General features: G+C 44.3%; 11 protein-coding genes and 1 tRNA gene. 6 read left to right on the top strand and 6 right to left on the bottom strand.

Going from position 1 to position 14,461, the window contains the following annotated elements; all coding sequences use genetic code 11:
- Positions 1–171 precede the first annotated feature (171 nt).
- Together OO774_RS04595 and OO774_RS04590 are read left to right on the top strand one after the other, a co-directional pair.
- Positions 172–810: a YchE family NAAT transporter gene (locus OO774_RS04595; protein ID WP_264905101.1), complete on the top strand. Its 639-nt coding sequence runs from the start codon at positions 172–174 to the stop codon at positions 808–810.
- Between the two features lie 35 nt (positions 811–845).
- Positions 846–1,718 (top strand): ion transporter, encoded by an 873-nt coding sequence (locus tag OO774_RS04590; RefSeq protein ID WP_264905099.1) that lies wholly within the window; start codon positions 846–848, stop codon positions 1,716–1,718.
- A 30-nt stretch (positions 1,719–1,748) separates the two neighbouring features.
- Here the strand turns inward: OO774_RS04590 and asd are convergent, their stop codons facing one another.
- Positions 1,749–2,864, bottom strand: a complete 1,116-nt coding sequence (gene asd / locus OO774_RS04585; RefSeq protein WP_264905098.1) for an aspartate-semialdehyde dehydrogenase — start codon at positions 2,862–2,864, stop codon at positions 1,749–1,751.
- A 430-nt stretch (positions 2,865–3,294) separates the two neighbouring features.
- Here asd and nhaC point away from each other — a divergent pair, with 430 nt between their 5' ends.
- Entirely contained in the window at positions 3,295–4,743 is a 1,449-nt protein-coding gene (gene nhaC, locus OO774_RS04580; protein WP_264905096.1) for a Na+/H+ antiporter NhaC, read from the top strand.
- Positions 4,744–4,827: 84 nt separating this feature from the next.
- On the opposite strand, the gene OO774_RS04575 is transcribed toward nhaC, so the two are convergent.
- From OO774_RS04575 to yejK, 3 genes are all read right to left on the bottom strand, one after another.
- Entirely contained in the window at positions 4,828–5,991 is a 1,164-nt protein-coding gene (locus OO774_RS04575) for a chemotaxis protein (protein WP_264905094.1), read from the bottom strand.
- Between the two features lie 128 nt (positions 5,992–6,119).
- Complete coding sequence (locus OO774_RS04570; RefSeq protein WP_264905092.1) at positions 6,120–7,370, bottom strand: Hpt domain-containing protein; 1,251 nt, start codon at positions 7,368–7,370, stop codon at positions 6,120–6,122.
- A 226-nt stretch (positions 7,371–7,596) separates the two neighbouring features.
- The gene (gene yejK, locus OO774_RS04565; RefSeq protein ID WP_264905090.1) at positions 7,597–8,595 is read right to left on the bottom strand and encodes a nucleoid-associated protein YejK; all 999 of its coding nucleotides are present in this window, start codon (positions 8,593–8,595) and stop codon (positions 7,597–7,599) included.
- An 85-nt stretch (positions 8,596–8,680) separates the two neighbouring features.
- Between yejK and OO774_RS04560 the strand changes: the two genes are divergently transcribed.
- The 3 genes from OO774_RS04560 to OO774_RS04550 all read left to right on the top strand — a co-directional run bounded on the left by OO774_RS04560 (position 8,681) and on the right by OO774_RS04550 (position 10,983).
- Positions 8,681–8,908, top strand: a complete 228-nt coding sequence (locus tag OO774_RS04560) for a YejL family protein (protein ID WP_264905088.1) — start codon at positions 8,681–8,683, stop codon at positions 8,906–8,908.
- A gap of 22 nt (positions 8,909–8,930) precedes the next feature.
- The gene (locus tag OO774_RS04555; RefSeq protein WP_264905086.1) at positions 8,931–10,739 is read left to right on the top strand and encodes a DUF3413 domain-containing protein; all 1,809 of its coding nucleotides are present in this window, start codon (positions 8,931–8,933) and stop codon (positions 10,737–10,739) included.
- 153 nt (positions 10,740–10,892) lie between these two features.
- Positions 10,893–10,983 (top strand) — tRNA-Ser (locus OO774_RS04550).
- Between the two features lie 208 nt (positions 10,984–11,191).
- Here OO774_RS04550 and OO774_RS04545 read toward each other — a convergent pair.
- On the bottom strand, positions 11,192–12,076 hold the full coding sequence (locus OO774_RS04545) for a Fe(3+) dicitrate ABC transporter substrate-binding protein (RefSeq protein ID WP_264905084.1): 885 nt from the start codon (positions 12,074–12,076) through the stop codon (positions 11,192–11,194).
- Positions 12,076–14,202, bottom strand: coding sequence for a TonB-dependent siderophore receptor (locus tag OO774_RS04540; RefSeq protein ID WP_264905082.1), 2,127 nt, complete (start codon positions 14,200–14,202; stop codon positions 12,076–12,078). Before OO774_RS04540 ends, OO774_RS04545 begins: the two co-directional genes overlap by 1 nt.
- Between the last annotated feature and the right edge of the window lie 259 nt (positions 14,203–14,461).

Raw genomic sequence — 14,461 nt, 5'->3', positions numbered from 1 at the left:
ACAAATAGTATGGGAAATACGTTAGTTTTTTTCATTTCTACTTGGTGATGTTTTAACTTACATTTAGCGCCCAACGTCATATCGTCTGAATAGAGAGTCTTTAACTTCAAACGATTTGGATACCCTACTCTCTCCATTTTTCACTTATGTGAATTTTTATGAGAATGCACTATGCAAACTTTCGAGCTCGCTATTTTCTTACAATTTTTTTTAGGTCTGGTTGCTGCTGTTAACCCTGTTGGCATCATGCCAGTGTTCGTATCGCTCACGGGTCATATGACACCTGAAGAAAAGAGTAAAACAGCCACAACCGCAAACATTGCCGTTGCAATAATCCTTTGTATCTCGCTACTCGCAGGCCAGCTCCTGCTGGACATGTTCAGTATTTCTCTGGATTCATTTCGCGTTGCTGGCGGATTACTGCTGCTAAGCATCGCATTCTCAATGATGAGTGGTAAGTTGGGTGAGGATAAACAAAATAAACAAGAGAAGTCGGAATACGTTAGTCGCGAACAAATCGGGGTCGTTCCTCTGGCTATGCCTCTAATGGCTGGGCCCGGCGCGATCAGCTCAACCATCGTTTATGGTGCTCGCTACCCGAACATGCTGGATACCGTCGGTATTAGTATTACGATTGGTGTGTTCTGTTTCTGCTCGTGGTTGTTGTTTCGTTCCGCTCCGTTTATCGTTCGGTTCTTAGGCCAAACAGGCATCAACGTCATCACACGTATTATGGGCCTGATCCTTGGTGCACTCGGCATTGAGTTCATCGCTAACGGGCTACGTAATCTATTTCCCGGATTAGCCTGACTTTCTATAAGCTTGTATGATAGAGCGATTCAACCATGGATCGCTTTGTCATGAAGACTCATTCTCTGAAAAATACGCTTTACGTTACTATTTTTGGTACGCATACCAAAGCTGGTCGTACTTTTGATATCGCATTAATTATTGCGATCTTAAGCTCACTCGCCGTGCTGGTTCTCGACTCTATTCCTGCCGTACAGGCTGTATGGGCAAAGGAGTTAAAGTTCCTGGAGTACACCTTTACCGGCCTCTTTACCATTGAGTACCTTCTTCGCTTGTATTGCTCACCGAAACCTGCCGCTTATGCAAAAAGCTTCTACGGAGTGGTCGATTTACTGGCGATCCTGCCAACCTACTTAGTACTGTTCTTTCCGTCGGCCTCATTTATGGGTGTGATAAGAGCACTTCGTGTGTTACGGATATTCCGAATTTTGAAGCTAGTTCGTTATCTGCAAGACTCTAACGTTCTTCTTCGCTCGTTGCTCATGGCTCGTAGGAAAATATTCATATTTTTCAGTGCGGTTGCCATTCTCGTAACCATATTTGGGTCTCTGATTTTTATCGTTGAAGGGCCTGAAAATGGGTTTACTAGTATTCCGAAAAGCATTTACTGGGCCATTGTGACCATTACCACGGTTGGATATGGCGATTTGATCCCACAAACCAACTTAGGTAAAGCGCTCGCTTCCATCACGATGTTACTGGGCTATTCGATACTAGCGGTACCGACAGGCATTTTTACCGCCGAGTTGCATCAAGAAATGCAATCGCACAAACAATTGGTCAAGTGCCCTAATTGTTCTCATGCGGGCCATGACCCAGATGCTATCTACTGTAAGCACTGTGGAAGTGAATTGGCGGACCCTGATAAGCGCGTAGTGCAAGGCGAAGGCAAAAAAAAGAGCTCCTAAAACGGAGCTCTTGATATGATAAATCGAAACTTATGCTTTCTCTTGAAGGATAATTCTCAGAGTACGACGTAGCGGCTCTGCTGCCCCCCAAAGCAATTGGTCACCAACGGTAAATGCGTTCAGGAAGTCATCGCCCATCGCCATCTTACGCAGACGGCCAACTGGTACAGACATTGTGCCAGTCACTTTCGCTGGTGATAACTCTTGAGCCGTGATATCACGCTCGTTAGGAATCACTTTTACCCAATCGTTGTGAGTCGCGATGATCTCTTCGATTTCATCCATTGGTACATTTTGCTTCAGCTTGATAGTCAAAGCTTGTGAGTGACAACGCATCGCACCGATACGTACACAAGTACCATCGATAGGAACAGGTGAGCTTTGAGAGCCAAGGATCTTGTTCGCTTCAACGCTCGCTTTCCATTCTTCTTTGCTCTGACCGTTATCGCGTTTTACATCGATCCACGGAATAAGTGAACCAGCTAGAGGAACACCAAATTTGTCCGTTGGGAAAGAAGTGCTGCGCATTGTATCTGCAACTTTCTTATCGATATCAAGGATTGAGCTTGCAGGGTTAGCAAGTTCTGAGCTTACAGAATCGTTGATTACACCCATTTGTGAGATCAGTTCACGCATGTTCTGTGCACCAGCACCAGAAGCCGCTTGGTACGTCATCGCGCTTGTCCACTCAACTAAGCCTTTCTCGAACAGACCACCAAGACCCATTAGCATCAAACTTACTGTACAGTTACCACCAACAAACGTGTTAGTGCCACCGTGGATGCCTTGCTGGATTTGCGTAAGGTTAACAGGATCCAGTGTGATGATAGAATCTTCTGCCATACGTAGCGTAGATGCAGCATCAATCCAGTAACCTTTCCAACCAGCTTGACGAAGTGCTGGGTAAACTTTCTCGGTGTAGCCACCACCCTGACACGTAATTACTGCATCAAGCTGTTTTAAACTTTCAATATCAAACGCGTCTTGCAGTAAGCCTGCGTCTTTTCCTAAGTTAGGAGCAGGAATACCAATTTGAGAAGTACTGTAGAATACTGGTTCGATTAGATCGAAGTCTTTTTCTTCAACCATGCGCTGCATTAGGACTGAACCAACCATACCGCGCCAACCAACTAAACCAACTCTCATCGCCTTAACTCTCCATGTATTAAAAACCTCCCCCATAGTTCAATTTTCGCAGAGAAATCTCAACCCCTATTTTGTAAATAAGCTCAATTTTTAATGTTTTCTTCCGAAAAGTCGCACTAAAAGTGATTTTTACGCGTTTGCAGTTCGGGAAATTAGAATTTGCAAGTAGGAAAAGTTATGTAATGACCAAATTGGTCTTACCACTCATTGCCCTGTAACATTTGAAGCACATATTTTTCACACCACACAACATTTAACACCAATTTATTTAAATCTAACTAGAAAATAACTTCACATGCAAACGTTTAACCCGCACAAGATCAACATAAAAGACCAAATGTTCGAAATATAGTTTTTGTTACTGTATGTTATGCCGCTATTACAACAAGGAGCGCCTTCTTTTACTGCTCCACAATATACAGAGGCACGTATGAAGCAAGTTACAACACGCCTTCCTAACCTGATACAAGTATTTGTCTCGTTGGGTTTATTCCTTCTTTTGGCATTTTCGTTCACTGCTAAACTCGATCTTCCAATCCAATTAGCCCTGTACATTGGCTGGTTCATTATCATGATCTTGGGTATAAAACTGGGCCATCAGTATAAAGACCTTGAAAAAGCAGCATTAAATGGCATTTCCAACGGTCTTGGCGCAGTGCTAATTCTTCTCGCCGTTGGTGCACTTGTTGGCACCTGGATATCAGGTGGTATCGTTCCGACCATTATTTACTATGGGCTAAAAGCGATTCACCCCTCTATCTTTTTGCTTGCGACAATGATCATCTGTTCGTTAACCGCATTAGCAACGGGAACGTCTTGGGGTGCGGCAGGTACTGCGGGTATTGCAATGATGGGGATTGGCCAGGGGCTTGGTGTTCCTGCACCGATTACGGCAGGTGCTGTCCTATCTGGATGTTACTTCGGCGATAAAATGTCACCGCTATCTGATTCAGTGATCCTTGCGTCTTCTATGTCTAACGTCGAAGTGATGGAACACATCAAAGGTATGCTACCTATCGCCCTGATCAGCTACATCATTACTGGCATTATGTTCACCGCATTTGGCTTCCACTATGCAGGTCAAGTCGATATGAGCCAGGTGGACTCGGTGATCAACGCGATGGAGCAGCAATTTTACATCACACCTTATTCATTTGTACCTGTGATAATCGTGCTTGGTTTACTGGCGATGCGCATGCCTTCTTTCCCGGTGATCAGCTTTGGCTCTTTACTCGGTATCATCTGGGCAGTCATGATCCAGGAAGTTGACTTCCTGATCGCATTCAATACTGCGTGGGCACCATTTGCTATTTCGTCTGGTGTTGACTTCATTGACTCGATCCTAAACCGAGGCGGTATGTCTTCAATGCTCGGCTCCGTTGCTGTTATCGTGTTTGGCTTGGGCTTTGGCGGCTTGCTGGATAAAGTCGGCGTGTTAGAGACCATTGCGAAGCTATTCGAAAAACGTGTCCAAAGCTCCGGTTCACTGGCCACCAGCACCATTGGTACTGCGTTTATGGGTAACGTATTTGGTTCTGCGATGTACGTGTCTCTTATCTTGACGCCAAAAATCTGTGCTAAAAACTATGACCGTTTAGGTTATAAGCGTAAGAATCTATCTCGTAACGCAGAGTTCGGCGGCACCTTAACCTCGGGTATGGTCCCTTGGAGTGACAACGGCATCTATATGGCAAGTATCCTGGGTGTTGCTACCCTGTCTTACGCGCCTTTCATGTGGCTTAGCTTTGTCTGTATTATCGTGACCATCGTCAGCTCATACATGGGGTGGTTTGTAGATAAGTGTGAGCCGATGGCAGAATCTTCCCTGCAGAAAGAAAACCAGCCAGAAGAAAAAGAGCGACAACAACAAACGGCCTAATCTAATGATCTGATATATAAAACAAAAAGAGCGCCATCGTGCTCTTTTTGTTTATTTAAATCGAATTCAGCTGGTTGAGTAAAACTAACTTTCTTTTGCCTTTGCTTTAACTGTTGCCCTCTTACCCAGCACATAGCCTAGTCCAAGCGGAGCGAAGAAGATCGCGACAATGAAGAGAATAAAGTAGACAATAGTGCTTTTCACCAACTCAACTAACTTGGTCATTGCCAGATCAACAACCTGTTGTGAGACGCGATCCATGTCTTGTGCAAACTTTTCTCGCTCGTGAGTAATAATCAACGCGATTTCCTGCCTCTCTCTCGCAACCATATCTTCTAGCGCCTGACGCTCCTCACCTAACTGCGATAAGCGTGCTTCGGTTTTCAAATCGATATCGTCAACCAGTGGCTGAAGTTCAACCGCCATTTGCTCGGCTAAATAGCGCATGTATTCCGGGTTATTGTCGATAAAATCTCTCATTGAGTCGGCGGTCACTTGTATGCTGCTCAGTGCCGCGTTGACTTTTTCAATGCTGGCAGAACTGTTTAATGCCAGTAATTGTGCTTTCCAGGTCATGATCTTTGGTGTTTGCTTAGAGGCTAAGCTCAAGCGATCTGACACATCTCCCAGCGCTTCAGGCATTGTTCCTAAAGTCGTGACCGCTTCTTCTTCACTAATTTGGTTGAATTCCAACCATGCTCGATAAGCTGGCGTTCTGATCATACTTAGATCAGAAAAAGGATGCTGCTTAACAAAGTCGGACACAAAGCGTTTTGTATTATCATACACTTCTTTTTTCAATACAGACTGTGCGAGCTTATCGACTTCATACGCCAACTGCTCAGACACTTTTTTGGCTTCATCCGTCGCAAACAGATTGCTGCCAGCGCCTGTGGAAAAAAACTCGTCTACTTGATGAGCGAATACCCAGGTGTCAATCAAACCTGCCATTGGGGTAACCTGATAAGCCGAGGACTGTAAGCCTTCTTCCGCGTTTATTTTCCATAACAGGATGTAAGACTGGTTAATCTGATCATTGGGATCATACTTGGCTTCTAACGTATCAGCCGCTTGCTCTACCTGAGCAAAAAATTGCAGCGCATATTCTCGAGTCAATATACGCATATTGAGCTCTTGCTTGGTAAGGGGAACAGTTTGGCTGTCGATTTTCACTTCTAAAAGTGAGCATCCAGAAAGCATTATTGCCACCAACATAACCATCATTGAAAGAATTCGATGAACAGACATGGTATTACCTTTAGTAAATTGGTACGGAACAGGAATCAAAGCGAACTGAAAGGCCAGTTCAAGTGCGCCTTTGAATACCTCAACCTCTGACGTTTTAAGTCAGAGAAATATCAACCTGTTAGCGTTTTTTATAGTTTTTCACTTTTGAGAATATGCGTTGCAAAAAGTATCGTTTGCTCCAATACACAATTCAACTTAGTGAGCTGACTTTCCGTTACGTTTTGCTGCTCTTTAATCAATAGCTCAATATCACCTGATATGGAATTTAAAGGCATTGCACCCAAGCTCCCTGAAACTCCTTTCAGGCTATGAACGATTCTTTGTGCTTGTTGTTTATCAGAGTTCAACACCCGGCATAACTTAGTGCCGTCGCTAGAGTGCTCCTGAATAAAGACTTCTAACAACATACGAACAGCCTCTTCATCACCAGACAATGATTCGAGCATCTTACTAATGTCGATGTAAGGTTCATCAGCCACGACTGTCATGTCTCCTGAAGAGGGACTCACAAGGGTTTTCTTATTTAATAGTCCTGTATCGAGCCGTCTCCCTCCTTCAAGTGACTTGGAACAGAGTGCGGATGTCTCGACTCCGGCGGAGTTGCTAGGTTCTCTTTTGCCGAAAGCGGCCCACGTGACCATCACTAAAAATAATCCACTGATTCCCCCTAACCACACCATTAACTTGGTTAGCGATTGCTCTAATGCCATATTAGTCGTAGCAAATTGATTGGCTAAGTCCGGTTTGAGTAGTTGTTCAGCTAAGTAACGTCCTTGCGCATTGGCGGCAAGGACGCTTGAGGTCTGCGCAAGTCTGCGTTGAAACGCTGTACGCTCATCCACCATCAATGAGTCTGATGCAATAAAGAGGGAATCGAGCTCTCGGTAAGTATCAGCCTTTGTCGCCGAATCACTGAAAATAGACTCTAATACCAGTGCCCCTAAGCGATAGTACATCGAGTGAACTTGGTCAGAGTTGTTATCTCGAGCACGGTTGTTTCGCAACTGCTCTGCTAATGAGACCAATTCATTATCGCTACCAATAAAAGCATGTGCGTTTTCTAAAAAACGGTCTGTGGAATAGAGTAACTGGGTTAAATCTGGTGGAGATATACCGTCCAAATATTCATGCTCAAGCTGAAGCCGAACGGAATAAACAAGCTGAAGTTTCAGAGATACTGGATCTACGTGTTGCACGCGATACGGTAGTTCGAAATTAAAGAAATTACGAACTTCCTCGACTTTGCTTCCCAACTCATTAACAGTCGAAAGCAATTGAACGGTCTGTTTGGATTGCTGCCAAATACCTAAGGTTAATACACACCATAAAACGAATAGAAACCAAACATAGCGCCTGACCCCCGATTTTAATTGCTGCAATTCGTCACCCTCCCATATTTCTATTAATAACAAGGATATACCATTATCTTGCAGGACACAGGGTTATACGTCTCAACGCTGGTGTAATACCAATCAAAAGGAGTAAATAGTTAGAAATTACAGGCTCTTTCCTATTCCTGCTAGGTTAAAATCATAATTGATATCAGCTGCATATAAAAAGAGAGCCATTGGCTCTCTTACTTTGAATTGTGACTAGCCGTTTCGATTAGCTACGACTCAACTGATCTTTTAAGTTTGGTGGTGTTCCTTTGATCGTTAATGTATCGGTCTCTGGATCATAAAAAATACGCTCACCAAGCAGTAAGCTGTCAAAGCTGATGTTTAAACCACCGCCCGCTCCAACGTACTTGGTTAACTTACGAACCGTTGCACGATCACCAGGGAATGATTCTTCAAGTTCGTAACCTTGCTCTTTAGTGAAGTCCATAAAGCTGGTGCCATCCTGACTCGGTGGTAATTCACCCGAAAGCTCAGAGACTTGCACTTCTTCACCGGATTTAATCTGCTCGTTACAGTAGTCGTAAACTTGTTTTTTGTACTCGTTTACTTCCTGCTTTTCTAACTTTGAATCAGCACAAAAATCATCAACGGCTTGCATCAATACCAAGTTTTGTTGCTTCGTATCTAACCCAATATCTGCCTGAAGGAAGTCGAGGAAAAAGTCTGCTACTTTACGCCCTACCCGACCTTTAATGTACGACAGATAACGGTTGGATTCTTTGTCAGTGTCGTAGCTCGATAAGTCAATACGTGCCGCGATATCCATTTTCGTAATGTCTAAGTAGTCGGTCGCACTAATGTCCAGACCTTCAGTTACTTTCAGACTTTGATTCATTGGCAAAATACCAATGAACAAATAATCCGTCGCAAGGCTCTGATACTCGGCGAAAACCAAAATGCCTTCGTCTGCGAATGGGTACTTAATCAACTCTTCTTTCAGTCGATTTGCACTAATTTGTGAGAAATCATAAAAATCTCGCTCACCTTTGCGCATTTCTTGAAGCCAAAACTGAAATTCGCTGTCTGACTGGAAAGAACCAAAACCTTTACCAGCTTTAGAATGGAACACTCGATGAAGTTCCGCGACGAGGTTTTCAGTCGATGCATCATTTTCTAGTGATGCGGGACGAAAGTTAACAACCAGTTCGTCCTGATCGTTTTTGCATAATTGATGCAGAATAACGTTTGAAAGATGAAGGCTCATAGTGATTTTATCTTGCTACAAGGTTTTAGTTGATGGGCATTGTAGGTTATCATAAGCCGCTTTTACTATCATTATTAGAGTCTTTATGCCGATTACATCTAAATATACTGACGAACAAGTAGAGAACATTCTTGCGGAAGTCGCTTTAGTTCTTGAAAAACATGCAGCTTCACCTGAGTTAACACTAATGATTGCCGGAAATATCGCAACCAATGTCTTAAATCAACGAGTTGCCGCTTCACAACGTAAAGCGATTGCTGAAAAATTTGCTCAGGCACTGATGTCTTCATTAGAAACACCAAAATCACATTAATAACGGATAATTAGACACATACATGGTAGACAGCGGAAACTCATACGGCGAACGCGTATCTCGACTGGTAGGTTGGGGACATTGGTTTGCATTCTTCAACATTGTTGCGTCAATGTTGATAGGCACACGCTATATTACTCAATCGCCTTGGCCTGAGACCTTGCTCGGTCAGTTTTATCTGGCCGTATCTTGGGTTGGTCATTTTGGCTTTCTGGTTTTCGCTCTTTACTTACTGGTCCTATTCCCGTTGACCTTTGTCCTGCCATCTCGGAAGCTATTCCGCTTGATGGCAGTGATATTCGCTACCATCGGTCAGACGATCTTGCTGATCGATACCCAAGCGTATCAGTCGATCAACTTACACCTGACCCCTGTAGTCTGGGAGCTTTTATTTAGCGATGATAAAAGCGTTCTGAGTTCGGATCTGCAACACCTGTTTGTTGTGATGCCCTTCATTTTCCTGATTCAACTTGCGCTTTCAGAATGGGTGTGGCGAAAACAACGCAAACTTTCTCATAAACACGTTGGCCGCCCTCTGGCCATCCTGTTCTTCTTGAGTTTTATCACCAGCCATTTGGTATACATTTGGGCGGATGCTTATTTCTATAACCCAATTACCAGTCAACGTGCTAATTTCCCGCTTTCATACCCAATGACAGCGAAAAGCTTTATGGAAAAACACGGCTTATTGGACCGTGAAGAGTACCTGAAACGCTTAGCTGAAAACCAAGGTAATGTAGAACTGGTTAACTACCCGCTTGAGAAACTTGAATTCAACCGCCGCGTGAACAAGCTGAATGTTCTGATGATCAGCGTGAATAATTTAAGAGCGGATGCACTCAATGAACAAGAGATGCCAAATCTCTATGAGTTTGCGCAGGAAAATCAGAATTTCCGTAACCACTACAGCTCGAGCAATGACACCTATGGTGCATTCGGCTTATTTTATGGCTTGCCAACCAGTTACGCTTCAAGCATTCAGGCGCAAGGCTCTTCACCAGTCATGCTTGACGTGCTTAAAGAGCAGGGTTACAGCTTTGGTTTATTCAGTGGCAATGGCTTTGAAGATGACCTGTATTCAGAGATCATTTTCAGAAACCTAAACCTGGCTGAGCAACTTGATAGCAGACAAGCTAACACAGATAAACAAGCCATCTCCGATTGGAATACATGGCTAGTCGAAAACGCAAAGCAACCTTGGTTTAGCTACATCGAAGTTACCGCAGTTGATAACTTTGAATCGATTCCTTCAAATGCAGATGAAGAAATGCCTGCAAGCGAACGGTTCAAAAAAGCGTACGAGTTTGCGGTTACATCAGCAGATAACACCGTTGCCAGCATTATTAACGAATTAAAAGAAACACACTTACTAACCAACACCGTGGTTATCGTCACTTCAAATCACGGCAGTGAGTTCAATGAAACCAACACCAATAGTTGGGGTGCGAACAGCAACTACAGCCGTTATCAACTGCAGGTACCAATGGTGATTCATTGGCCAGGCAGACTGGCAGGTGATTTTGCTCATAGTACCAGTCATTTAGATCTTTCCGTGACGTTGCTACAAGACATGCTAGGGGTTTCATCGAACCCTTATGATTACAGTAGCGGCCGCAATTTATTCGATGAGAGTCGCCGACGTTGGATTCTCGCAGGCGACACTCGCGAATTGGCACTCATCACTGACGCACAAACGACAGTAATAGACAAATTTGGTAACTATAAGCTGTACGACAAAGATTACAAACGCCTGCGTGATGACAGCCCTAAAATGCCTGTACTCATGCAGGGTTTAACGGAGCTACAACGATTTTATACCAAGAGCAATTAATGCTGCTTTACGCATTTCGTTCAAAACGCCCTCAAAGGAAGGCTTTTTGTTTACTAAAACAACAAACAGCGCAAAATTGATCAGTAAACAGGCAAACGGATAGATTTAGGGTTTACAAGCTTTTCAAAGCCTTATATTATTCGCGTCAACAACGGAGAGATGGCTGAGTGGTTGAAAGCACCGGTCTTGAAAACCGGCATACGTTAATAGCGTATCTAGGGTTCAAATCCCTATCTCTCCGCCACATTTAGTAAAGAAGCCGCTAAGAAATTAGCGGCTTCTTTCGTTTTTACAGTTTGAAAGGGATTTGTCCTAAATCCCTAGTTGGATGCAACCCCAGCACTCCGCCACATTTAGTAAAAGGGCCGCTAAGAAATTAGCGGCCCTTTTCGTTTCCAAAGTTTTAAAGGGATTTGCCCTAAATCCCTAGATGGATGCAGCCCCACTCCCTGTTAAGTTGAAGTCTTTCCCATAATCGTGTCCAACTCCTGTGCAATCGACTCTGAGGCAAGTATGCCTCTGTTAAGAGACCAAAGTTCAGGTGAAACTTGCACCGCTTGTCCGGTTTTATTGAACTTTAACAGTTTAAACAGCGGGCTTTTCTGCCAGCTATCCAACACCGTATTGCCTGCCCTTTTACTATAGAAAAGCCAATCTGGATTCACTTTCAATAAAACCTCTAGGTTTGCTTCCATCAGATGACTCTGCTTGAGGTCAGGAAGCGCAGGCTGGAGGCCAAGATAGCTTAATAAACTGCCCGTGTATGACAACGGTCCATGCATCCACATTCCCCTCTCGTTGACATTAGCAAACTGAACCGTGCCACTGGTTTTAAACTTACCTTTATAGGAGGCCATAAGTTCACGATGCTTGGCCAAGCGCGCTCTCATTTCCCGCTCTTTACCGACAGCTTTGCCTATTGCTAAGGCAGATTCCAAGCCCTCTTGATACGCCTCTCCTCGGCTCTTAAGTAAAATTGTCGGAGCGATTTGAGACAAATCATGCAGACTGATTTTATGGCGATAACTGTCGGCAATAATTAAGTCAGGCTTAAGCTGCGCGATGACCTCTAAATTGGGCTGGGAACGCATACCCACAGAAGTCCAAGGTTCTATGAGCTCTCTCACCTGTGGAATAATTCTGTTTGGGTCCTTGTCATCAGCCACGCCAACCGGTGAAATGCCAATAACAGCCAACGCATCAACAAAAGAGTACTCCAACACGACAATCCTTTTAGGTGCAGAATCTGTTGGCGCAGTAGTTTCTGGCGTAGAAGCGGCTTGTACCGTGCAAGCGCACAGTACAAGCAAAGCAGTTAGTAAGCGTATGAGTGCCATTAGAACTTACCTGACACACTCAAGGTAACGTTACGTGGATCGCCTAAGTACAATCTATGGCTATCCGTTCCGCCGACGTAGTACTCTTCATCCAATAGATTAGCAACGTTCAGCGATAGACGGTAATCTTTTACTTCGTAGTGAACACCGACATCAACCGTCACATAAGCAGGAAGCTCGACTCGATCAGATGGATCCTCACTGGTGTATCGCGCACCTTCATAGTTGGCACCAAAAGTTGTACCTAATACACCGCCCGCAACTTGGTAAGGGAAGTTATATTTAGTCCAGAAATAAGCATCGTGGTAAGCCGTCATAGGCGTTCGGCTTCCCTGAATACTCGCGTCTGGATTCTCTGAAATTTCAGAGTCTACATAAGCGTACCCTAGCTTAACCTGCCAGTTCTCTAGCGGCTTCATAAGTAGCTCGGTTTCCACACCTTTGCTGCGCACTTCACCAAGCAATTCATAATCACCGCTGCTGTTTTTCTCCACAACGTTGGATTTTTCGATATCAAAATAGGCGACGGTTAAGTTACTGTTGCTGTTCAACAGATCGGTTTTCACACCGACTTCATATTGACGGCCTTCCTCTGGGTCAAAAGCATCATCGTTAACATCTTTCTTTTCGACACTATTTGGATTGAAGCTTTCGCCATAACTGGTATACAGAGAGGTGCCATCGACAATTTTATACACGATCCCAGCCTGAGAAACGAAGGCATCGGTAGACTGAGTGTCATCCGTCGACTTGCTGACATAATCAAAATCCACATCTTGACGCATGTAGCGAATTCCACCCATCACGGTCCATTTTTCGCTTAGGTATACCGTATCTTGCAGGTATAAACCGTAGTTTGTGTAATCAGTAATACGGTGATCCACTTTATACGCGCTTTGATCTCGCCCGGTCACGTCTTGCGGGTTCGTAAAATCGACCGTTGTCGTCGCGTAGGTCTCACGCAGGAAATCTCGCTTTTCCAGGCCGATATTTCCGCCCAAAAGGAGCTGATGTTCAACGTCACCCGTCCAGAGGCTACCGGTAGTGCGAACATCGACGAAGTGATATTCACGCTTATTCACTTGATCTCGGTCGCGCACTTTAACCAAACTCGTTGAGTCAACCACGTCTCTGGTTTCATGAAGATCACGCGAGTCCTCATGCCACACACTACGCCAATCAACGGTTAGGTCGAAACCGTTTACTAACATGGTGTTGTAGCTGGCAAACGCAACCAGACCTTCATCTTCATCGGTATCGTCAGACGACTGGTAATGCGTATCAATGGACGCTACCTGGTCGATATCGTTGTTCAGCGCCACCAGCCCGTTGTCCGCAACACGGTGTTCTGACTGAAGCTCCAGACCAAAGGTAAGTTCGGTTAATTCCGATGGGCGATAGGTCAGTGTTGGGAATAAGTAGTAATTCTGCTGGTCAACATCATCACGGTATGAGTCTGCATTTTCACCACTGATAATCAGGCGATACATCCAGGTTTTACTCGCATTTAGCGGCCCGGTGGCGTCAATTGTCCCGGTAAACCCGTTATCGTCGCCGAAATCGCTCACGCCGGTCGCGTATGTTGTCGCAGAAATATCGTAGGAAAACGAAGCGATATCTTGAGGCTTCTTAGTAATGATATTGACCATACCACCCGGCTGGATTTGACCATACATGATAGATGCCGGGCCTTTTAGTACTTCGACTCTCTCGACGTTTGCTGTCGTCGGTGATCCAAATCGAGAAGCAAGGCCAGGTAGTCCATTGACTTGAATGGTGTTAAGGTCTGCAGGCATGCCACGCAGCGTAAAACCATCTGCATCGACATTAGAACGGGTTAAACCTGTGGTATAACCATAGGCATCATCTAATGTGGTTGCCCGGATATCCTGCAAGAACTGCTGATTGATGACGTTAACCGTTTGTGGGGTGTCTAACGGGTCGATATCCGTTTTTGTTGCGGTAGTCACTCTTGGGTTTAGGTAAGAGTTTTGTTGGCCGACAACCACAACGGTCTCGTCTACCAAACTCTCCTCTGAAGTGATGTCCTCCCCGGCAACCGCATAGGAACTCAGTCCCATTGCAATAAATAAACTTTTGGTGATGGTGTTTGCAGCAAATCTCATAAAACAACTCAATAGAAAATTAACTTAATTGCACATAAGCGCATTATTATTTTGTTTCATTTGTACACATTTAGATACAAAATCAAGATTGGACATAATAATTATTATCATTATCAATACAAGTTAAAATTCACTCAGATTCTCTTTTTCTATCAAGAAACCAAAATCTAACGCTTGGGATTGTGCTTTGATTAGAAAATGCGTTGAGGTAAACGATAGCTACCTCACTCATTAACGCAATTGATTGTGATTATCAGAA

Source organism: Vibrio sp. STUT-A11 (assembly GCF_026000435.1).
GTDB lineage: Bacteria > Pseudomonadota > Gammaproteobacteria > Enterobacterales > Vibrionaceae > Vibrio.
This window is presented reverse-complemented; position numbering and strand designations above follow the sequence as displayed.